The 21,427-nt window shown below is 54.5% G+C and carries 20 protein-coding genes and 1 tRNA gene; 8 read left to right on the top strand and 13 right to left on the bottom strand.

From position 1 onward, the window contains the following. Positions 1-95: 95 nt before the first annotated feature. The 6 genes from yahO to APU11_RS11265 all read right to left on the bottom strand — a co-directional run bounded on the left by yahO (position 96) and on the right by APU11_RS11265 (position 5,873). Positions 96-371: a DUF1471 family periplasmic protein YahO gene (gene yahO / locus APU11_RS11295; RefSeq protein WP_013097697.1), complete on the bottom strand. Its 276-nt coding sequence runs from the start codon at positions 369-371 to the stop codon at positions 96-98. 150 nt (positions 372-521) lie between these two features. Beyond that, positions 522-1,553, bottom strand: coding sequence for an ABC transporter ATP-binding protein (locus APU11_RS11290; protein WP_040021458.1), 1,032 nt, complete (start codon positions 1,551-1,553; stop codon positions 522-524). A gap of 1 nt (position 1,554) precedes the next feature. Then, positions 1,555-3,129 carry an iron ABC transporter permease gene (locus APU11_RS11285; RefSeq protein WP_038982839.1) on the bottom strand — a complete coding sequence of 525 codons (1,575 nt, stop codon included), beginning with the start codon at positions 3,127-3,129 and terminating at the stop codon, positions 1,555-1,557. A gap of 24 nt (positions 3,130-3,153) precedes the next feature. After that, a complete protein-coding gene (locus APU11_RS11280; RefSeq protein ID WP_058651673.1) occupies positions 3,154-4,170 on the bottom strand; it encodes an iron ABC transporter substrate-binding protein in 1,017 nt (338 codons plus the stop codon). 358 nt (positions 4,171-4,528) lie between these two features. Next, positions 4,529-5,359 (bottom strand): CPBP family intramembrane glutamic endopeptidase, encoded by an 831-nt coding sequence (locus APU11_RS11275; RefSeq protein WP_038418833.1) that lies wholly within the window; start codon positions 5,357-5,359, stop codon positions 4,529-4,531. Positions 5,360-5,796: 437 nt separating this feature from the next. After that, positions 5,797-5,873: transfer RNA gene (locus tag APU11_RS11265), tRNA-Arg, on the bottom strand. 278 nt (positions 5,874-6,151) lie between these two features. Between APU11_RS11265 and APU11_RS11260 the strand changes: the two genes are divergently transcribed. From APU11_RS11260 to fimZ, 3 genes are all read left to right on the top strand, one after another. After that, the gene (locus tag APU11_RS11260; protein WP_038418832.1) at positions 6,152-6,850 is read left to right on the top strand and encodes an EAL domain-containing protein; all 699 of its coding nucleotides are present in this window, start codon (positions 6,152-6,154) and stop codon (positions 6,848-6,850) included. Positions 6,851-6,874: 24 nt separating this feature from the next. After that, a complete protein-coding gene (locus tag APU11_RS11255) occupies positions 6,875-7,597 on the top strand; it encodes a response regulator transcription factor (RefSeq protein WP_023622262.1) in 723 nt (240 codons plus the stop codon). 805 nt (positions 7,598-8,402) lie between these two features. Further along, a complete protein-coding gene (gene fimZ / locus APU11_RS11250) occupies positions 8,403-9,035 on the top strand; it encodes a fimbria biosynthesis transcriptional regulator FimZ (protein ID WP_013095936.1) in 633 nt (210 codons plus the stop codon). Positions 9,036-9,086: 51 nt separating this feature from the next. Here the strand turns inward: fimZ and sfmF are convergent, their stop codons facing one another. The 6 genes from sfmF to fimA all read right to left on the bottom strand — a co-directional run bounded on the left by sfmF (position 9,087) and on the right by fimA (position 15,122). Further along, a complete protein-coding gene (sfmF, locus tag APU11_RS11245) occupies positions 9,087-9,611 on the bottom strand; it encodes a fimbria assembly protein (RefSeq protein ID WP_013095935.1) in 525 nt (174 codons plus the stop codon). A 9-nt stretch (positions 9,612-9,620) separates the two neighbouring features. Then, a complete protein-coding gene (fimH, locus tag APU11_RS11240; RefSeq protein WP_020685033.1) occupies positions 9,621-10,625 on the bottom strand; it encodes a type 1 fimbria D-mannose specific adhesin FimH in 1,005 nt (334 codons plus the stop codon). A gap of 13 nt (positions 10,626-10,638) precedes the next feature. After that, entirely contained in the window at positions 10,639-13,203 is a 2,565-nt protein-coding gene (locus APU11_RS11235; RefSeq protein ID WP_013095933.1) for a fimbrial biogenesis usher protein, read from the bottom strand. A 14-nt stretch (positions 13,204-13,217) separates the two neighbouring features. Then, on the bottom strand, positions 13,218-13,910 hold the full coding sequence (fimC, locus tag APU11_RS11230) for a type 1 fimbria chaperone FimC (protein ID WP_013095932.1): 693 nt from the start codon (positions 13,908-13,910) through the stop codon (positions 13,218-13,220). A gap of 34 nt (positions 13,911-13,944) precedes the next feature. Beyond that, entirely contained in the window at positions 13,945-14,490 is a 546-nt protein-coding gene (fimI, locus tag APU11_RS11225; RefSeq protein WP_013095931.1) for a type 1 fimbrial protein subunit FimI, read from the bottom strand. Between the two features lie 68 nt (positions 14,491-14,558). Further along, positions 14,559-15,122, bottom strand: coding sequence for a type 1 fimbrial major subunit FimA (gene fimA / locus APU11_RS11220; protein WP_013095930.1), 564 nt, complete (start codon positions 15,120-15,122; stop codon positions 14,559-14,561). Between the two features lie 311 nt (positions 15,123-15,433). On the opposite strand from fimA, the gene folD reads away from it, so the two are divergent. The 5 genes from folD (at position 15,434) to APU11_RS11195 (ending at position 19,951) form a co-directional block, all read left to right on the top strand. Beyond that, positions 15,434-16,300, top strand: a complete 867-nt coding sequence (folD, locus tag APU11_RS11215; protein ID WP_013095929.1) for a bifunctional methylenetetrahydrofolate dehydrogenase/methenyltetrahydrofolate cyclohydrolase FolD — start codon at positions 15,434-15,436, stop codon at positions 16,298-16,300. A 1-nt stretch (position 16,301) separates the two neighbouring features. Then, the gene (ybcJ, locus tag APU11_RS11210; RefSeq protein WP_023621558.1) at positions 16,302-16,514 is read left to right on the top strand and encodes a ribosome-associated protein YbcJ; all 213 of its coding nucleotides are present in this window, start codon (positions 16,302-16,304) and stop codon (positions 16,512-16,514) included. 235 nt (positions 16,515-16,749) lie between these two features. After that, on the top strand, positions 16,750-18,249 hold the full coding sequence (locus APU11_RS11205) for a PTS transporter subunit EIIC (RefSeq protein WP_014830936.1): 1,500 nt from the start codon (positions 16,750-16,752) through the stop codon (positions 18,247-18,249). An 83-nt stretch (positions 18,250-18,332) separates the two neighbouring features. Continuing rightward, on the top strand, positions 18,333-19,349 hold the full coding sequence (gene malI / locus APU11_RS11200) for a Mal regulon transcriptional regulator MalI (protein ID WP_020685029.1): 1,017 nt from the start codon (positions 18,333-18,335) through the stop codon (positions 19,347-19,349). Positions 19,350-19,423: 74 nt separating this feature from the next. Then, positions 19,424-19,951 (top strand): metal-dependent hydrolase, encoded by a 528-nt coding sequence (locus tag APU11_RS11195; RefSeq protein WP_045902391.1) that lies wholly within the window; start codon positions 19,424-19,426, stop codon positions 19,949-19,951. Between the two features lie 88 nt (positions 19,952-20,039). On the opposite strand, the gene cysS is transcribed toward APU11_RS11195, so the two are convergent. After that, positions 20,040-21,425: a cysteine--tRNA ligase gene (cysS, locus tag APU11_RS11190; RefSeq protein ID WP_020685027.1), complete on the bottom strand. Its 1,386-nt coding sequence runs from the start codon at positions 21,423-21,425 to the stop codon at positions 20,040-20,042. Positions 21,426-21,427: the final 2 nt, after the last annotated feature.

The following is a 21,427-nucleotide window of genomic DNA, read 5'->3' as shown; positions in this document are numbered from 1 at the left end:
AGGACAGGGGGTTAAATGAAGCCGGGGAAGAGAGAGGTGTTACAGAGGGAAAGCGTGACGCACAGCCACCCCGGATCCGGGATGGCTGCAGGACATTATTTTTTCTTGTAAATATCGGCCGTGCCGTGAATTTTGTTGTTGGTATTACCTGACGTGAGCACCAGTACGTCGGCACCTTCTTTATCTGCTTTTTCAATCAATTCTTTCTTTGCATCATCAATAGAGACTTCATTTGAAGTGCTTACCGTACCGATTTTTTCATACTGCGATTCGACTTTCTCGAATTCATTTTTCGTCAGCAGTTCAGCCGCAAAGGTATTGGTGGTAAACAGAAACGCCGTTCCCAGCAAAATAGCAGTCGTCTTTTTCATAACCTTTTTTCCTTGAGATTAATCAGCAACTACGAAAAACCTCACACATGATGGTGAGGTTTTATGAGCATGGTAGAGAATCTCAGGAAATGCCACACGTTAAGGAAAATTCTTTTATAACAACCCGTTGGATTAAATTACTAACGAACATTAAGAATATTCAAAAACGCGCGCCGTACCAGCAATATCAATACGCACCGCCGCCCCCGGGTGCCATCCAGGCTGACTGACGGTTTTCAGGGTAATCGGCTCCGTTTGTCCGGCTAACGCCAGCGTCAGCGTGGAGAGCTGGCCGGTGAAATCCACATCAACAATCGACACCGGGCTTTCGTGCGCCGCGCATGCCGTCACGTGCAGTTGCTCAGGGCGCAACATCACTCTGCCCTGCCCCGTCGCCTGGGCGTTATCCGTGGGCACCTCGCCCAGCGCGCAGAGCGCATAGCCGCTGGCGAGCTGAGCAGGCAGGATCACCGCATCCCCCAGGAACAGCGCCGTCTCTTCATCCACGGGCTGGCTATAGACCTGATAAGGCGTGCCGACCTGAGTGAAACGTCCGGATCGCATGACCGCCACCTGCGTGGCAAAGGACAACGCTTCGTTTTGATCGTGAGTAACCAGGATCGAGGCCACGCCCGCTTCCGCCAGCAGGTCAGCCGTGGCCTTACGCGTCATGGCGCGCAGGCCGGTATCCAGCGCCGAGAAGGGTTCATCCAGCAGCATCAGGGAAGGACGCTGCGCCAGCGCGCGGGCAAGCGCCACGCGCTGCTGCTGGCCGCCGGAAATCTCATGCGGCCAGTGCGTGGCGAGTTGTCTGTCAAGCGAGACCATCTCCATCAGTGCTTCCACGCGCTGGCGCTTCTCGTGGCGGGTACCGTCTAATCCCCAGGCAATGTTGTCTGCCACATTAAGATGCGGGAAGAGCGCCCCCTCCTGAGGAACAAAGCCAATTTTACGCAGATGCGCGGGAATAAAGTTGTTCTGATCGAACAGGGTTCGGCCCTGCATCACGATCCGTCCGCTATCCGGCGTTTCGAACCCGGCAAGGATACGCAGCAGCGTGGTTTTACCCGACCCTGACGGCCCGACAATCGCCGTCCGGCTTCCCGGCGCGACGCTCAGGTTTAAGCTGTCGAGCACCTGCGCATCGGAAAACGATTTAGAAATGGACGTTAATTCAAGCATCTCATAGCCCTGCAATTTTTTTGGACTGCATATAAAGAATGGCGGTCAGCGGAAGTGAAATCAAAATCATCAGCATGGCGTAAGGCGCAGCGGCAACATAATCGATCTCGCTGGTCAGCGCCCAGAAACCGGTGGACAGCGTGCGCGTTCCCAGCGGGGAGAGCAGCAGCGTCGCCGTCAGTTCGTTACTGACGCCAAGGAAGACCAGCGCCGCCCCTGCCGCCGCACCGGGCGCGGCCAATCGCATGGTGACGCTCCACAATGCCTTCGCGGGCGTGCTGCCCAGACTGCGCGCCACGTTTTCGAGCTCCACCGGCGCCTGGGCAATCCCGGCCCGCAGGTTAATGAGCGCACGGGGCATAAACATCAGCAGGTAAGCCAGGAACAGCGTAATTTCGGTCTGATAAATCGGACGTGCATAGTGAATGGTGACCGTGACCAGCGCGAGGGCGGTGACGATCCCCGGCAGAGAACTGGTGATGTAAATGCACCCTTCCAGCATCCGGAAGATGCGGTGCGGATAACGGATACCGAGCCAGGCGATGGGAATGACACAGGCGGTGGTCAGCAGCGCGCCGCCCACGCCGAGCATCAGCGTCTGGCGCAGCGAGTGCCAGAGATCGGCGCTCATCCAGTTCTGTACGCCGCCAAGCCATATCCAGCGACACAGCACAGTGAGCGGTACGCCCAGCGCCAGCACAATCAGCACGAGGAAAAACAGCTGGCCCAACGCCGCAGCAACAGGCTTTAGCGGCCAGCGCGTCTGTTCACGTGCCGCCCCAGCGCCGATGCGCGCATAACGGGCTTTCCCGCGGGTGACCCCTTCCAGCAGCAAGATGGCCAGACAGCATAGCGCCAGCACCCCCGCCAGCATGTTTGCCGCCGGGCCACTGAATGTCGACTGGAACTGGTCGTAAATGGCGGTGGTGAAGGTATCAAAGCGGATCATCACGTACAGGCCATATTCCGCCAGCAGATGCAGGGCCACCAGCAGCGCGCCGCCGCAAATCGCGAGCTTAAGCTGCGGTAACACCACGCGAAAAAAGACCCGCCACGGCGGCGTGCCGAGCGAAGCGGCAACATCTTCAAGCGTTGGATCCAGACGACGCAGCACCGCCGCCACGGGCATATAGATAAACGGGTAGTAGGCTAACACGGAGAGAAACACGCCCGCAGAAAGCCCATGCATGGAAGGCACCACACTCACCCAGGCGTAGCTTTGCACGAACGCGGGGATGGCCAACGGGGCCACCGCCAGCGCAGACCAGATCCCCCGCCCGGCGAGCTGAGTACGTTCCGTCAGCCAGGCTATCGCCACGCCGGTGACGATACAGAGTGGCACCGCTAAGGCCGTCAGCCACAGCGTGTTGCTGAGCAGTTCAGCAACACGCGGGCGAAACACCAACGCCTTAATGGTTTCCCAGCCCGTCTCAATGCCTATGGCAATGATAAAGCCCAAAGGCAGAAGCGCCATTAATGAAAACAGGACAGCTAACGCAACCATCGGCAGCGCAGGACGCCTGCGGGCAGGCTCCCGCACTCTGTTTTTGCCGATGTCGAGACTCAGACCAGACATAGGACGTTCACTTTACTCTCAGGATCACAGCAGGCCAGCTTGCGTCATCAGCTCGATGACTTTTTTACTGTTAAGCGTGGAAGGTTCCACTTTCGGTGCATCCAGCTCGTTCAGCGGCACCAGTTTCGGGTTAGAGGCCGCATTCACGCCCACCGCATATTCAAAGGCGTTATTGGTGCGCAGGCTCTCCTGCCCTTCTTTGCCGGTGATGTATTTAATGAAGGCCTGTGCCTGCGCTTTGTGTTTGCTGGACGCCAGCACGCCGCCGCCGGAGAGGCTAACAAAGGCGCCCGGATCCTGGTGTTTGAAGTAGTAGAGCTTAGTGTTTTTGCTGTTTTCACCCGTTTTGGACTGATCGACAAAACGGTAGTAGTGATAAATCACCCCGCCATCAATCTGACCGGCGTTAACGGCTTTCATCACCGTGCTGTTGCCTTTATAGGCAACGAAATTGGCTTTCATCGCTTTGAGCCACTCAAGGGTGGCCTGCTCGCCTTTCAGGGCCAGCATTGCGCTGACGATCGCCTGGAAATCGGCTCCTGACGGAGAGGCAGCCCAGCGGCCTTTCCACTCGGGTTTAGCCAGATCCATCAGCGATTTTGGCAGCTGCTGCTCGCTCAGTTTTTCCGGGTTATAGACAAATACCGTGCTGCGAGCGGCGATCCCGATCCAGCGGCCGTGTGCCGGACGATACTCCGCCGGTACCTGCTTTAATGTCTCTGCATCTAATGGCGCAAACAGTTTAGCGTTATCAACCAGCACCATTGACGGCGAGTTTTCAGTTAAAAATACATCCGCAGGCGATGCGCTGCCTTCCTGCACCAGCTGGTTGCCCAGCTCGCTGTCATCGCCATTACGCAGCGTGACCTTAATACCCGTTTCTTTGGTAAAACCGTCTACCCACGACTTCACCAGATTTTCATGCTGCGCGTTATAAACAACGATACCTTCGTTGTTATCAGCAGCAATCGATTGAGTTGAAAGGAAAAGTGATGAAGACAACAGGGCAAGCGAGAAGCATGACAGCAGGCGAGAATTCATGAACATATCCTTAATAGACCAACGTGATAAACAACAAAGGGCTGTGTGGGACAGGATTAAAGCATACAACAACGCTAATGATAATTACTATCAATCGAGTTTAGACGTAAAAGTGTAAAATTCGTTTTTAGCAGATTTTAGAATGATAAAAACCCAAATTTTAATGCGAGATAATTTTTAGATTAAGAAAACCTTAAGTCTGCCAACAATGAAATTCATTAGCCTTCTATTTATTCTGACGCGAAGATAAATGTGTTATTCATGCCCGCGGCATATATAAAAAAAGCCCCGATGCTTCGGGGCTTTTTATGCTTATCCGGAGGCAGCCAAATTTATAAGGCCACTATTTTAAAAAGCATCATACAGACGCGTGAGGGGCGTACATCGGATAGGTGAAGAACAATAAATGCACGCAGTTCAGCCCAAAATGGAAGAACGTTGCAACCCAGAGCCTGCCGCTCCACATCCACGCCAGGCCGTAAATAATACCGGAGAGGCTGGCAAAAATAATCAGCAGTAAACCGCCGCTATAATGCATTAGCCCAAAAATGAGTGAGGCAATCAATAGCGCTACAACAGGATGCACAACCCGGGACAAGCGCTGCTGCAGATAGCCTCTGAACAAGGCTTCCTCGGCTAAAGAGACGAAGAAAATATTCGCAAGGGCAAATTGAGCGAACCATTCTGGCGCATGCGGCTCAATTCTCAGCCCGCCCAACGCAACAGCCAGAAGTAACAGCGCGGGTATCGCCAATACCAATATTCCCCAGCCGACCTTGCCAGCTTTATAAAGGGGTTTTGCTACGAATAACGTTGGCATGCACGTAATTAAAAAGAACGGCACCACTGCCTTGTCCATATTAAAGTACATACTGAACGGCATGCTTTGCGGACCAACAACGACAGCGTCCAGTACCTTCGGGTTATGGAAGCCAGGGATCGCATGCAAAACCAGGGCAACGGCGATGACCACGCACAGGCCTTCGACCAGATAAGTATATTTATTATTTTTATTACGTAGCCATTCAACAACAGACCAGCCAATAACGATTAATGCAATCACCAGCAGCGCCGGGGCGTCAAGAATGCTCTGTTTCCAGCCGAGAAATGCCGTTAACCCCAGCATCAGGTAAGCCAGGCTTTTATTCAGGGAAAGTGCGGCAAGCGAAGTTGCGAGTAGATACCACATAAATGTCCTTCATGATTGGCATGTACAACAGTGAAATGAATGTCGTGCCAGAGGCATCCCACGGGGAAGCCATAAATAGGGTGCCGACTACCGGAATCGAACGGATGACCTACGGATTACACGTCAGTTGCTCTACCTACTGAGCTAAGTCGGCGTTGGTCCGCCACCGGAGCCTCGAACCCCGTACTACAACATCCTGGTTGTCGCTCTTCCCGATGAGCTAGTGGCGGTATGGTGGCCCTGACTGGAACTACGCCAATGACCGGTCGATGGCGGAACAAACGTTCTGACCGACAGGCTACAGAGCCGGGTTCAGAATGATACACATCTGGAATTAACCACGCAAATCAGACGGTTAAAAGCAGGCACAGAGTGAAGGATCGGTAGCGGTTGGTCGGTCTGGGGAAGAGTGGGCTGGATTAAGCGCTGAGACTAAATGGCACGCCCTGTAGGATTCGAACCTACGACCTACGGCTTAGAAGGCCGTTGCTCTATCCAACTGAGCTAAGGGCGCACTGAGAAGAGTGAACTTCGCGGTGGTGAAACGCGAAGAATTATACGGTCAATGGCAGGTGAGTCAATGCCTTTTCCGTTTTCACCCCCGATTAGGGTTAGCTGATTGTAAATATGGCTGTTTTTTCAACATTCCCGGCTTTTCTTTCGTAGAATTTAGCGCTGCGAAAAGGCTTAGCTGCATTTAAGTAACGCCTGCTGTTTTCCTGAGCGTCAGCTCGTCACACTAGTGTGAGGTATCCCGGCCGCCTGGAGGCTGACAGACAACAGGACAATGGAGTGACAGCGCAAAACCTGATCGATACGTCCCCCAGCTTACAGCACCTCTCTCACGGTATCGCGGGCATCAAACTTGAGCCTATCATCGCCCTCTCCTCGCAGCGCCAGGTTGGGGTGGAAGTGTTGAGCGTTCTGTCAGCAAGAGAGCAAAGCGAAGCATTTTTCAACGATCGGTCTGCGGAGTGGTCACTTACGCTGCTTGAAGCGCAACTTGTCGCGCTAAAAAATACCCCGCACTGTCATAATCTTTACGTCAATCTGCCGATAACCGTATTAACGCAGCCGGACGCCTTTCAGCGGCTTCTCCGGCTGCCTGCCGCACCGCTGAATATAGAAATTGTCGACCCGGCACGCTTTCTGGCGCTGTCTGACACAAAACGGCAGGACGTTCACCAGCGCCTGCTGCAGCTCAGAAGACAAGGCCACGGTATCTGGCTGGATGATATTGATGAAGCGATCGTCCAACCGTTTTTGTCCTGCCGGCTGCCGTTAACCGGCATAAAAATCGACAAGGAAGCATTCTGGCGTTTACGCGCCACCCCTGCGCTCGGGCAACTGGTAACACGTTGCTTTCAGCTTGCCGACAACGTGCTTATTGAAGGTATTGAGACTGAAAAGGATCATAACCGGGCACGACAGGCAGGAGCAGGACTCGGCCAGGGGTACTACTGGCCGTCCTGGACATGGCCGGAGGAATAAAAAGCCATTTCCAGGAGGGAAGCCATGCGAATGACAGTGCGCCGTTACCGGCGGCGGCGTACAGGAAGTGATGCACTGGGATTTACGCACTCGCCTTTTGCTCCCCCCTTTTTCGACCGGCTCGAATTTTTGAGCCAGTCCATCCACCAACATCGCAAAACCGACGCGCCCTTTATTATTCTGGTCACGGAAGATCATTTCCTGCGCACCGGTTTTCTGAACGGCCAGTTTCCCCTGAGCAGTTGTAGCGACTACCCGACGCTGGACGAAGCTTTTCAGGCGTTGAATCAGTGGCCTGCAGCCCGTCTGGTGGTAGATATTGAAAGCCGCACCACGGCGCTTATGGAAAAGCTGGATCAGTTGAGAAGACACAGCCTGTATCCGCCCTTTCTCACGCCGTATCTGTTGGTCAGGGCGGATAATTACGACACCCGTCTGTTCTGTAAAGCGGCGGGGCCGTTTCATGTCCTTGAACGCCAGTCAACGGCGGCGGCACTCCAGCACAGCCTGATGGACATTAGCCCTCCACAGGGCTCCAGTAAAGAGTGGTTCTCTCGCGGCGAGTGGCCCATTTTACAGGAGCTGTCGCGGGGGAAGTCACTACGTCAGATCGCCCTGCTGCAGAATCGCCCCTACAGCCGCATTATCTATCGCCTGAGCTGCATTCTGGTGAAGCTCGGGCTTAGCCATCGCCAGGAACTGCTGCATCTTCTCAATAATCTCTCCGACTGCCCGTTTTACTCTTAACCTAACCCCTTATTTCCTAAAGATCTTTAGGAAGTTACTTACTGAAAATGTTAATTTTATGTTAACCGTTAACATAAATCTCGAAATTACAACTATTCCTAATTTCTGACTCTGAACCACGTGAAATATTAAAGAATAAGTAAAGCGCAGCACTTTCATCCATGCGTTAAGGGATTGATGGTTCCGTTAACAGGATGATAATGATGTAAAAACAAGCAATTTGGTTGCACGCCCCTGGCGCTTAAAGCGAAGGCCGCAGAAGATTTTGCTCTTCCGGCATAGTATTTTTCTGATATCGGGGAGAGGTATCAGGATGAGGATGAGACGCGCTATCTGTGCAAATTCACGCCATTTCAGCAGCAGGTGAGACGTTTTACTGCCCCGCCATTTCATTAACAATATTGCAACATATAGTGGTATCTGTTATTTTTTGTTATTACATAAAGATGAAAAGATGCGGTAAATGGAATAACAGGACATTTCCGCTAAATTTAAAAAAATAGCCATTCAGATCCAGAAGATAATACAAATCAATAATCATGAATTAATCTGCAGGCTTTTCGGAGAAAACTTACACGGTATAATAAGACGCGTACCAATTATGAATAAGAAAAACCTTTTTGCCGCCACCAGCCAAATGAGATGACCGCGCTGAGGCAATGACATTACCACTACGTTAACAAGGATGCTTTCGCTCTTTCCAGGGAAATACCACCCTATAAGGATCTGCAAATTTATCCTTCCGGCATTTCGAGAGTTTGAACCAAACTCAGCATAACGCTTTTAACAATCTGAGGCATAAAAAATGAAACCGGCATCCGTTATCATTATGGACGAACATCCTATCGTCAGAATGTCGATAGAAGTCCTGCTACAGAAAAATAAAAATATCACAGTCAAACTGAAGTCTGGCGACAGCCATGAAGTTCTCGACTGTATCCGCAATCACGCCATCGATCTGGTGATCCTGGACATTGAACTTACGGGCACCGATGGCTTCGCTTTATTGAAAAGAATCAGAAACTTAAACAAAGACATAAAGGTCCTGTTCCTCTCTTCCAAATCGGAGTCCTTTTACGCGGGCCGCGCCATCCGCGCTGGGGCAAATGGGTTTGTCAGTAAACGAAAAGATTTAGGTGAGATCTACAACGCCGTGGAAATGATTCTGATGGGCTATTCTTTTTTCCCGTCGGAAACGTTGAACTTTATTAATCACCTGGGCTCCGGGAAAGGGATGGCATCCGATATGCCATTATCGAACCGTGAGGTCACCGTACTGCGGTATCTGGCGAATGGCTTATCGAATAAGGAAATTGCCGAACAGCTGCTATTAAGCAACAAAACCATTAGCGCGCACAAATCCAATATTTATTCCAAGCTCGGTGTGCAAAGCATTGTGGAATTAATTGATTACGCCAAGGCACACGAGCTGCTATAACCTGAATTCACTCCCTGCAGTTTATCTGAGTTGCAGGGAGTGCGGTCAGCGCTAATTATAATTAATCATAAATGTGGCATCCGCATCGGCGCGTCCGGGTCGGGGGTTATCCGCTGTGGCAATATAATTAGCATAAAATGACAACACGGCATTACCCTGCGCATCTACCGCTACCGGCTGGCTGGCCTGCTGTAACGCAAGACGTGTTTTATCCGCATCCCTGATCTCCACCGCGACGTTATTCGCCGTACTGGCGTCATTCAACGCCAGCAATCCGCTGTCACTCCCGTCAGTTTTCCCGGAAAACGTAATTGATGCCGAGCCTGGCGGACAGCCAGTCAGCTTCAGCGTAAAGGGCATGGGCTGCGTGCGGCTCCCCGTGGTGCTGAGCTGCTTCGTCGGCCAGGTGCCCAGCGTGACGGTCTTGTCGCTGTCGCTGCCCTCTGCCACGCAGGTAAAATCAACGATATTGCCGTACATCTGAATATTGATCTCGCCCAGCGCTGTGGCTGACCACGCGTTTGCCTGACACATCGTCAGGGCCAGCGCAGCGAAAGGCCATTTCCAGTTCCCCATCTCTTCCCCTTAATCGTAATCCACGCGCAGATAGCCGCGAGAGGTGAACCGGCCTTCCGCTGGCTTATTCCCCGTAATGCTCACCGGCCAGACCCGGATCCCCACCTGCGCCTGCGCGCTGTCATCCAGACGGAACGGAATTTTGCTGTTCAGGTTGTTAGGCGTCAGAGGCGTACCGCTATCGTTCGCCACGACAAACCCTAAATCCGGGTTATCGGAAACCAGCGCATTGCCCGAGATTTTTTCCGCCTCGATGCGCATCGTCAGATACGCATTGGCCTCCACATTGGTGCACTTAATGGCAATGGTTTTGCTTTGTGGTGAGACGTTCTGAGGACGATTGCCGGCCCCCGCCTGGCTGAACAACGACGCGCCAATATCACCAAAATCAAACTCCACCACCTGCCCGGCGTTAATCGCACAGCTTTGTGGTACCTGAATGGTGCCGCTGTAGCTGATGGTATAGACCGGCGTATTCAGCGGATCGGATGACGTGGTGGTGACATAGACGGTGAACATGGTCTGCTGGGGGATCACCACCATGTTGATAAACCGCCGTGTGACCCGCAGACGAAAGACCAGCTTCGAATCGGTGACAGGAAACGCTTTGTTGTTCGGAACGTTAGGGTGCTGCCCCATCTGAATGTAGTCTGACGGTGGATAGAAGGTGCCCGCGTAGTCATCGTGGATCTGCATTGCGCCATCAAGGTAGTCATTCAGCTTCACATACTTATAGCCATCAATTACCGTCGTTATCGGCAGGCTGGTGACATAACTACGCATCGTGGACTTTCCGGTTGTTCCTTTAGGGCAAATGGCGTTCACGCCCACCAGCCCGGATTTTTGCGCAAGGGTCACAATCTGCCCCGGTTTGTTATTGGAACTGTTAAAGACGTTTGAAAGATCGTATGAGATATCCTTCGGCACGCCCGTGGCGTTCTGGCAAACCGTCGCCCACGCGGGCATCGTGCTGCAGAGCAGCGCTAAGCTAAACACATTGCGTAAACTGCGCATCTTTGGGTTCCTGTTAACGGTCACAGCTTGCCCCCGCCATGGTAATGGCCTGGTTTTGGCTTTCAGGCGATAAACGATAGTGCGCACGACACTGGGACTGCATCCCATTGCCCCACTGAATAAGCAACTCCCCTTCCAGCGGCAGCCCGCTCAGGTAAATCTGCCCGTCATCGCCCACCATACTGGTGACCCCGCTCTGGGTTTCACGGACCACGGCACCAAACGGCACAGGCTGGTTGCCGCGGGTTACGGTCAGCAGGGCACGCACGCCGATACGGGTATCGAAGCTGGCGCGCACCAGCGCACCTTTGGTCGGTACTACGCTGCTGACGTTATTTTCGATGTCGGTGTTGTTACTCATGGAGTTGGTATCCAGCGCCACGCGGTTATAGCGGTAGACGGTGGCATACGGCATGACCGCGTAGCCTCGCCAGTCGGTTTTCACCCCCGTCTGGTTTTCCACGCTGACGCCCGAGGCTCCCGGCGCTTTGATCAGGACGTTAGTGTCGCCCAGCGGCTGGCTGAAGGTGACGCCGTCGGCATGGCCTACCACCCCACCGGAGAGCTGCCAGTTGAGATCGTGCTGATCGCGCGCGTAGTTGTAGCCCACCCCCAGCGTGCCGTAGGTCGCCTGCCAGTTTGCGCTGGCGCTACCGCTTGAGCCGTTGGTGCTGGTGTGCCCCTGCGTAACGCTGTAGTTCAGGTTGCGATCTTCCAGCAGGGTGCCGCTGACCCCGGTTTGCCAGCTGGTATCACCGTCGCTGTTGCGGCTGGCTGAGGCCGTGGCGTAAGCGCGATCGATGGCGCTGTCCCGGCGATATCCCTGACGGGTAAAGAGGCTGAACGGCACCGAGACGTTAAAGGACGCGATCCGGTCCGTGCCCTCTATCCCGACGGACTTGTTCCACGACCATGACAGGGAGTAGTTGATCCCTTTTACACCTCCGGCATAGCCGAGCTGATACCAGAGGTTCGACTGGCTGGTGCCCCAGTAGGTCTGCTCGCTGCCGGAGACATAGACTGAGCCGTAATCACCCAGCGACTGAGAGATATTGAGCTGGAAGCGCCCTTTTTTGTTCCACGTCAGGTTGTGATAGCTCTGCACGTCCGGCACGCCGTCATCATCCTTGCTGTCGGCATATTGATAGCCTTCCATCGAACGCCAGGCCACATCATCCAGGGTGTAAAACCCTTTCGTGGAGTAGCGATAGCCCAGCAGCTGGAAGTTGGTGCCGAATCCGTTGAGTGATTTTGCATACAGGAAACGCAGGGACTGGCCCTCATGGCGGCTGTCGTCCGCCAGCTGGCTGCGGGCATGGGTGATATCGACCGACACCGCCCCCCAGTCACCGAGGTTTTTCCCGGCGCCAATGGCCACCGCGGTATAGCGCGACGCCAGCTGCGTACCGCCGTAGAGCGTGTAGCCATTGGCCAGACCGGTAATCAGCGTGCCCTGGGTGAAGAACGGCGTGTCCTGATCGCTGTTACCGCTGCGGTAATCCCCGGCCACGAGGTCATACTTCCAGCGACCTTCACGCTGCAACAGCGGCACGGTGGAGTACGGCACGGTATAGCGTTGCTGACTGCCGTCCTTCTCTTCTACGGTCACTTCCAGATCGCCGCTTGAAGAGGTAGGGTTCAGATCGGTGATGGCAAACGCGCCAGGCTGGACATAGCTCTGGTAGATAACATAGCCGTTCTGGCGAACAACCACTTTGGCCGGGGTACGGGCGATACCGCGCACGGTTGGCGCGTAGCCCTGCAGGCTGTCCGGGTACATGCTGTCGGACGAGAAAAGCCGCCCGCCACGGAAACCGACGCTGTCAAAGACATCATTGCCGGTATTGCTGTCGCCCAGCACCAGCTCGCTTTTGAGCGGAATGACGGTGCGCTGCGCCCAGGTGCCGATGTTCTGCCAGTTACTGTGCCGCTGACCGTTGTTTTGCGTATAACGCCAGGCGCCGTTATTGCGTAAACGCCAGGCGCCATAGTTCAGCCCGCTCTGCAGGTTCAGATAGTAGCTGTCATCCTCGCTTCCCCGGTTGCCGGTAAAGCTGTAGTTCAACAGCGCGGCGGGGATCCCTTCATCCCACTGTTCAGGCGGGATATAGCCACGGGCGCTGTTCTGCATCGCCACCTGCGGCAGGCTGATATTCAGACGCTGCGAGGCGAAGTTAAATGCGACCAGGCTGCCGGGGATCGCTGTCGCCAGCGGGACACAGGTGTCGTCCTGCACCTTTACCAGCTCGGGAAACGCGGCGAGGTTAACGCCAAACCGTTCCAGCATTTTACGTGTGATGCACGGCGCCAGTCCGCCCGCCACCGGTGGCGTATCGTCGGCCTGCTCAAAGCGCACGTCCTGGGTCGCGATAAACTCATCGTTACGCCAGATATCCACGCGATACACGCCGGGTGCCTGCTGGTGACCTTGTTCAAAACGCGATAAATCCGCCACGCTAGCGGTATCGTCGGACAAAAAGGCCGGGTTAAAGTAGCTTTCGCTCCAGCCCGACTGCGGCCAGAGCGTTGCCATCAGCGCCAGTGCAACCGGGCAGTAACGCCATTGATGATTATTCATCGCCCTGACTCTGCTCACAGGTTAACGCTACGCGCCGGAGTAATGGCACCGTAGTCATTGACGCTCTGCCAGGAGAGCGTACCGCCCGCACCAGCCGGCAGCGCCTGCTGTGCCGAATTTTTTGGCGCAATCATGATGTTATCCAGCGTCTGTCCGCCCAGCTTCAGATTGACCAGCGTGATGTAATACGGTGAGGCGTTGCTGATCTTCAGATGCGAGCCAACGCGCTCAAAGCGCAGCTGAGAGAGCGCCTCTTCCGGCTGCATTGCCAGGTTATTCGGACGCACAAACAGCTTGATACGCGACAGGATGGCCAGTTGCAGCACGTTATTGTTTTCGGTTTTGGCTTTGTTCACTGACGGGATCGCTTTCACGTTCATGTAAAACAGCGATTCACGATCTGCAGGCAACGCAGGCCCGGCGTAAATAATGCGCAGCGTGTTTTCGCTGTCCGGCTCGCTGACAAACAGCGGTGGCGTGACGGCAAAGGTTTTTTCTTTTTGCCCGTTTGCGTTTTCGATCCACGCGTTAATTAAATAGCGTTCTTGCTTGTTACTGTTGGTGATCGCCAGTGAAGTTTGTTTAGCATCTGCCGGATAAATAACGCGCGTGGCTCCAAGTGCAATACCGCCGGACGCATTCGCGCTTGCAGAAACCATCATTAAAATAAACGATAAAATCAGTCCTGGTTTAATTAGGGTATTCATCAAAACCGTACCTTTAATAATGTGTTCGCAGGTGTTATGGATAAATCAACGTAAACCAGACATCCGACTGAATATTGCCTGGCACAAGGTGTTCGGAAATAGCCCGATATCGGGCGCTAAAATGAAACGCAAGCTCGCGGGTATCAATGGGCAGCCAGCTGACCGCCGTGGCGTTGGGGATTATCTGACGCTGCTGTTCGTCAAAGAGAGCCAGCCCCACCCCGCTGCTGATGGGTGTTTCACCGGGGCGCGATGTTGCCAGAAAAACCTGCGGGTCTTCCGCGGGCGTGATGCCCTGGAACTGGATCCCGACGGTGCGTGAGACATCCACGCTGCAATCCAGCAGCCGCACGGTAAAAGGCACATTAACGGTGGAAAAACTGCCCACCCCGGAAAACGAGTTGGTCCGGTATTGTCCCATATCGATGCGCATATTCTGGCTGTCTGGCGCCACGGCGCAGCCACCGTTCACCAGTTCACCCCGGAGGTGTACTTTGCCGCCGTCAATCACCACCGTATGGGCGAATGCCTGGGAAGCCATCGCAAGGGTTAACAGCAGTAGTGTTCCTGTCCTTGTCATCCTTCGTTCCTGGCCTGAGCGTATGACGGGCCTCATCCCTGAGGCCAAAACATCCCTGTACGGAGGAATTATTCGTATTTCATAACGAAAGTGGCGTCAGCATTTGCCTGACCAGGTTCAGTGGTCGCAGCAGTGGCTTTATAACGCGCGCTGAAGTTCAGGGTGTTGGTGCCCTGGATCAGGTTCTGCGCAGCAGAGAAGGTGGCACCGTCTGGCGTCAGAACGCTGGATTTGCTGTCGAGGATCTCGATACCAACACCTTTCGCGGTGTTGTCGTTGCTACCGGAAGTCACTGCCAGCAGGGTTTTGTCAGTTGCGTCGATCTGACCGGTGAACGCCACAGCAGCCGTTTTCGCCACCAGCGGATCGCAATCGTTCAGTTCGATGGTGAATGGAATATTGGTGGTGGTATCACCCACTTTGGTGAATTTCGCGGTACGGTACTGACCGAGATTAACAGTCTGCTCGGAAGAATCGGTATTTACTGAACATGCAGCATTAACCAGTTCACCTTTAAAATGCACGGTACCGCCATTTACGGAAACTGGCGTAACCGGATCGGCAGCGTGAGCGGCACCCGCGACCAGGGCCAGTGAAGCAATAACAGTAGAAGCAATGTTGCTGAGTTTCATGTCTATTCCTTTAAAATGTAAATAACCCTTCCCGTGAATTATCGGGAATAAGAAATACGTTCAATTGAAAAAATTGAAAGCTTATTTCGGAGGAGACAAAGTAGCTCAGGAAACTATTTTTAAATATGTCAAAACGCTGCCATTTTACCAGGTCACATCCTAATCCTGCCTAAGAAATTGACCATCACCCGAGAAGGGTCTTTACGCCCGCCGGAGGAAAACTCGCAAAGGGTGACTGACAGCGGCGCTCGCTTCTGACAAAATACAGGCCATCCCCCCTTTCAAACGTTACAGACGGAATCTTCTCTCTGATGGCAGCAAAGATTATTGACGGTAAAACGATTGCGCAGCAGGTGCGCTCTGAGGTCGCGGAAAAAGTGAAGGCGCGTAAAGCGGCTGGTTTTCGCGCACCAGGGCTTGCCGTTGTGCTGGTTGGTAGCAACCCGGCATCGCAGATTTATGTCGGCAGCAAACGCAAAGCGTGTGAAGAGGTGGGGTTCGTCTCCCGCTCTTACGATTTGCCGGAAACCACCACCGAAGCAGAACTGCTGGAACTTATTGACACCCTGAATGCCGATAAAGAGATCGACGGTATTCTGGTCCAGCTGCCGCTGCCGGCAGGCATCGACAACGTGAAGGTACTGGAGCGTATCGCGCCGGATAAAGATGTGGACGGTTTCCACCCGTATAACGTTGGCCGTCTGTGCCAGCGCGCGCCGCGCCTGCGTCCCTGCACCCCGCGCGGCATCGTGACGCTGCTGGAGCGTTATAACATCGACACATACGGTCTGAACGCCGTAGTGATTGGCGCCTCCAACATCGTGGGCCGTCCGATGAGCATGGAGCTGCTGCTGGCCGGTTGCACCACCACCGTGACCCACCGCTTCACCAAAAACCTGCGTCATCACGTCGAGAATGCCGATCTGCTGATCGTCGCGGTCGGTAAGCCGGGCTTCATTCCCGGGGAATGGATTAAGGAAGGGGCGATTGTCGTGGACGTCGGGATTAACCGTCTGGAAAACGGCAAAGTGGTTGGCGACGTGGTTTATGAAGATGCCGCAGCGCGTGCCTCTTACATCACCCCGGTACCGGGCGGCGTAGGCCCGATGACCGTAGCAACCCTGATTCAGAATACCTTGCAGGCATGCGAGGAGTATCACGACGTAGAGGACGCGTAACATGGCGACATTTTCATTAGGTAAACATCCACACGTTGAGCTGTGCGATCTGCTGAAGCTGGAAGGCTGGAGCGAGAGCGGTGCGCAGGCCAAGATTGCCATTGCCGACGGGCTGGTTTTCGTCGACGGCGTGGTAGAAACGCGTAAGCGCTGCAAGATTGTTGCCGGTCAGACCGTCAGCTTTGACGGCCAGAGCGTGACCGTTACGGCCTGAGCCGTCTGATGCCCTCACCCTAACCCTCTCCCGGCCGGGAGAGGGGATAACAATCCCCGCACACCTATCACGGTTAATTATCGATCAACTTCAAATAATCACTATTTCATCTGTTGAAAAGTGAAAATTGTGTTGCGCGTTTTTCACGCTTTGCCCACGATAAGTAGAACGTTCTACTAAAACGTTCTACTTACAATAACAGCGCCAAAAAAAGCGCTTCTCGGGGGAAATCAGCATGAGTCTGATATCAGGGTTTGTTAAATCGCTGTCTAAGTTATCGATGATTGGTCGCGCCTTAATGCTGCCAATTTCATTGCTTCCCGCTGCGGGCCTGCTGCTGGCCTTTGGCGATAAGTTTCACCTGCCGCTGATGATGAACGCGGGTGGGGTTATCTTTGATAACCTGCCCATGCTGTTTGCCATTGGCTCCGCCGTGGGTCTGGCATCGGAATCCGGCATTGCCGCACTGTCTGCCGCCGTCTCGGTGTTTGTTACCAATATCACCATCAGTACCGTGCTGAGCATTACGCCGGAAATGGCCTCTCAGGGCGGCAAATACGCTATGGTGGTCGGCATCCCGACGCTGCAGATGGGCGTCTTTGGCGGGCTTATCTGCGGTATTCTGGCGGCGTGGTGCTATAACCGTTTCCACACCATGCAGCTGCCGGAGTTCCTTGGCTTCTTCTCCGGCAAACGCTTTGTGGCGATTGCCACGGCGTTTCTCTCGTTCCTGCTCGGCCTGCTGCTACCCTACGTCTGGCAACACATTCAGGCAGGCATCGACGCGCTCTCCGTGGTGGTGAACGGCGATAATCAGGCCGCCTCAACCTTTATCTTCGGTCTGGTCGAACGCGCCCTCATCCCGCTCGGTCTGCACCATATCTGGTATCCCTCTTTCTGGTATTCATTTGGTGATTACACCACTCAGGCGGGCCAGGTGATCCACGGCGACCAGACCATCTGGTTCAAGATGCTGGAAGAAGGGGTGAAATCCTTCAGCAGCGACACCTACCAGAACGCCGGTAAGTTCATGCAGGGTGAATTCCCGCTGATGCTGTTTGCCCTGCCTGCGGCGTGTCTGGCGATGTATCATGAAGCGCATACCAAAAATAAAAAAATCGCGGCCGGTATTCTGTTCTCTGCGGCACTCACCTGCTTCCTGACGGGGATCACCGAGCCGGTGGAGTTCACTTTCATCTTCGTCGCGCCGATCCTGTACGTCTTTAACGCCATTATGGCGGGCCTGGCGTACATGACCATGTATCTGCTGCACGCCCATATCGCCAAGTCGTTCTCGGCAGGCTTTATCGATTATCTGTCGTTCGGGATCCTGCCGTCATTCAACGGCTATCAGACCAACTTCCTCAATGCCATTATCATTGGTATTCCGATGGGCCTGATTTATTACTTCACCTTCCGTTTCGTGATCCGTCGCTTTGACGTGAAAACGCCGGGCCGTACCGAAGTGACCGCTAGCGCGGATGATAAATCCGATTCTGAACTCGCCACCGAAATCATTACCCTGCTGGGCGGTGCGCACAACATCGACTCCGTTGGCTCCTGTATTACCCGTCTGCGCCTGGAAGTGGCAAAAAGTGATGCGGTGGATAAAGATGGCCTGAACGGACTCGGCGCACGCGGCGTGGTCTTCGTGGGTGATAACGGAATTCAGGTGATTTTCGGTGCCAGAGCACAGTTTATCGCCCAGACCATGTCCACCATGATTGGCAAATAATAAGATGCCGGAACGACACGTCTCCTGTAGGCTGAGAGACGTGTCGTATCTGGCTGATAATCGGTAAATTTCAGGGAGCGGTTTTGAAGAAAGTCAGCATCATTGATGTCGCAAAGCACGCGGGGGTGTCGGTCTCTACCGTATCGCTGGTGCTGCGCCAGAAAGGGAAAATCTCCGAAGCAACGATCGAGAAGGTCAATGCCGCCATCACGACGCTGGGCTATGTTCATAACGTTGCCGCTGCCAACCTTCGCGCCAACACCTCCAACCTGATCGGCCTGATCCTGCGTGATTTCAGCGACAGTTTTTCCATCAAAGTCATGGCGAGTATCGTCCAGGAGCTGGAGAAGCAGGGCTATATGGTTTTTCTCGGCCAGCCGCTGAACGATCGGGAGCATTTAGAGCGCACCCTGCTCTCCTTTAAGCAACAGGGCGTGGCGGGCGTGATCTATCTCGCGTCGGATACGCGCTCCTCAACCCTGCCGGAGCAGATCCGCCAGTGCCCGCTGCCGCTGGTGGTGGTCTCGCAGTCTCTGCTGGATGAAAAATGCAACCTGGTGATGCGCGATAACCGCCAGGCGGCAAACCTGGCCGCGCGCTATCTTATCGAGCGCGGGCACCGCAACATCGCCTACATTGGCGGACGGGAAGGCTGCCTTATTCGCGAACAACGCCTGCTTGGATTTCGCAGCGCAATGACCCAGAACGGGCTGGTGTGGCGCGATGAAAGCTCCCCGGCCTGCAGCGATGACACGCAAGCCGCCGCAATGGCGACCCGCCAGCTGCTTGAGAAAAACAACACCATCACCGCCCTGCTCTGTCATTCACCGGATGCGATGATCGGCTGCATTAGCGGCATTCATCAGGTGGGCCGCACCGTGGGAAAAGACGTATTTCTGACGCAGCAGGTCGCGCTGGTGGGCTTTGAAGATATGCTGCACGTCAACCTGACCTCGCCGTCGTTTACCTATGTCTCCTCTGCCAGTGACGAGACAGGCCGCCAGGCGGCGGGTCTTATCATCCGTAAGCTGAAAGAGCCAGAGTTGCAGACGCAGCGCATTACCCTCTCCGGCCAGCTTATCGCGCGGGAATCGGCGTAAAAATCGGAATTTAGCACAGGTCAGTTCCAGCGAAATCGCTGCTATATTCCCATGATTTGTCATGGAAAATTACGATGCCTACCGTTATCACTCACGCTGCTGTTCCGCTTTGCCTGGGCTTAGGCCTGGGAACCCGGGTTATTCCTCCCCGCCTGCTTTTCGCCGGTGTCGTGCTCGCGATGCTGCCCGATGCCGACGTGCTGGCGTTTAAGTTCGGCGTTGCTTACGGCAATGTTTTCGGTCATCGCGGCTTTACCCATTCACTGCTGTTTGCCTTCGTGGTGCCGATACTCTGCGTACTGGTCGGGCGACGATGGTTCAGGGCAAGTTTGACGCGCTGCTGGCTGTTTTTAACCGTGTCGCTGCTGTCGCACAGCCTGCTGGATTCCGTCACCACCGGCGGCAAGGGCGTCGGCTGGCTGTGGCCGTGGTCAGATGAACGGTTCTTTGCGCCGTGGCAGGTGATTAAGGTCGCCCCGTTTGCCCTGTCGCGCTATACCACGCCGTACGGGCATCAGGTGATTATCTCTGAACTGCTGTGGGTGTGGCTGCCGGGAGTGGTGCTGATGGGGTTGTTGTGGTGGCGAAAGCGTGCACGCTGATGCCCTCACCCCGGCCCTCTCCCACAGGGAGAGGGAGAACACCTAACAATCCCCTCTCCCTGTGGGAGAGGGTTGGGTGAGGGGAAAATTACTTACGGCGCCAGGTGGTCCCCTGTGGGCCATCTTCCAGGATGATCCCCATCTCGGTCAGGCGATTGCGCGCCGCATCCGCTGCCGCCCAGTCTTTCGCCTGACGGGCTTCGAGACGCGCGTTAATCAGCGCTTCAATCTCTGCCACTTCGCCGTCATCTGCCTGCGCACCGCTCTGCAGGAAAGCATCCGGCTCCTGTTCCAGCAGGCCAAGCACGGAAGAGAGTTTACGCAGGTGAGAAGCCAGCGCATTCGCCGCCGCCATATCTTCTGACTTCAGACGGTTGACTTCACGCGCCATATCGAACAGCACCGAGTAGGCTTCCGGGGTGTTGAAATCATCGTTCATCACCTCAACAAAGCGGGCCTCAAACGCCTCGCCGCCCGCGGCCTCCACGGACTTGTCGGTACCGCGCAACGCAGTGTACAGACGCTCCAGCGCAGAGCGTGCCTGTTTCAGGTTCTCTTCACTGTAGTTCAGCTGGCTGCGGTAGTGGCCCGACATCAGGAAGTAACGTACGGTTTCCGCATCGTAATACTTCAGCACGTCACGCACGGTGAAGAAGTTGCCCAGCGATTTAGACATCTTCTCGCGGTCAACCATCACCATCCCGGAGTGCATCCAGTAGTTCACATACTCGCCGCCGTGCGCACAGGTGGACTGCGCGATTTCGTTTTCGTGGTGCGGGAACATGAGATCTGAACCGCCGCCGTGAATGTCAAAATGTTTGCCCAGCTGTTTGCAGTTCATCGCCGAGCACTCAATGTGCCAGCCCGGACGCCCTTCTCCCCATGGAGATGGCCAGCTTGGTTCGCCCTCTTTGGACATCTTCCACAGCACGAAGTCCATTGGGTTACGCTTCACGTCAACCACGTCAACGCGGGCGCCAGCCTGCAGTTGGTCAAGATCCTGACGGGAAAGCGAGCCGTAGGTAGGATCGGTTGGCACTGAGAACATCACGTCGCCATTGTCCGCAACGTACGCGTGGCCGCGTTCAATCAGCTTTTCCGTGATCTCGATAATTTCGTGAATATGGTGGGTCGCACGCGGCTCGCTGTCCGGGCGCAAAATGTTTAACGCGTCAAAATCCTTGTGCATCTCAACGATCATACGATCCACCAGCGCGACAAAGCTTTCGCCATTTTCATTAGCGCGCTTGATGATTTTGTCGTCAATATCGGTGATGTTACGCACGTACTTCAGGTTATACCCGAGGAAACGCAGGTAACGCGACACGACATCGAATGCGACAAAGGTACGGCCATGGCCGATATGACAGAGATCGTAAACCGTAATACCACACACGTACATGCCGACTTCCCCGGCATGGATAGGTTTAAATTCCTCTTTCTGGCGCGTCATTGTATTAAAGATTTTTAACATCG

The sequence above is a fragment of the Enterobacter sp. 50793107 genome (genome assembly GCF_001463365.1).
Taxonomy (GTDB): domain Bacteria; phylum Pseudomonadota; class Gammaproteobacteria; order Enterobacterales; family Enterobacteriaceae; genus Enterobacter; species Enterobacter cloacae.
Note: the sequence above shows the minus strand (reverse complement) of the source record. Positions and strands in the feature narration are given on the sequence as shown.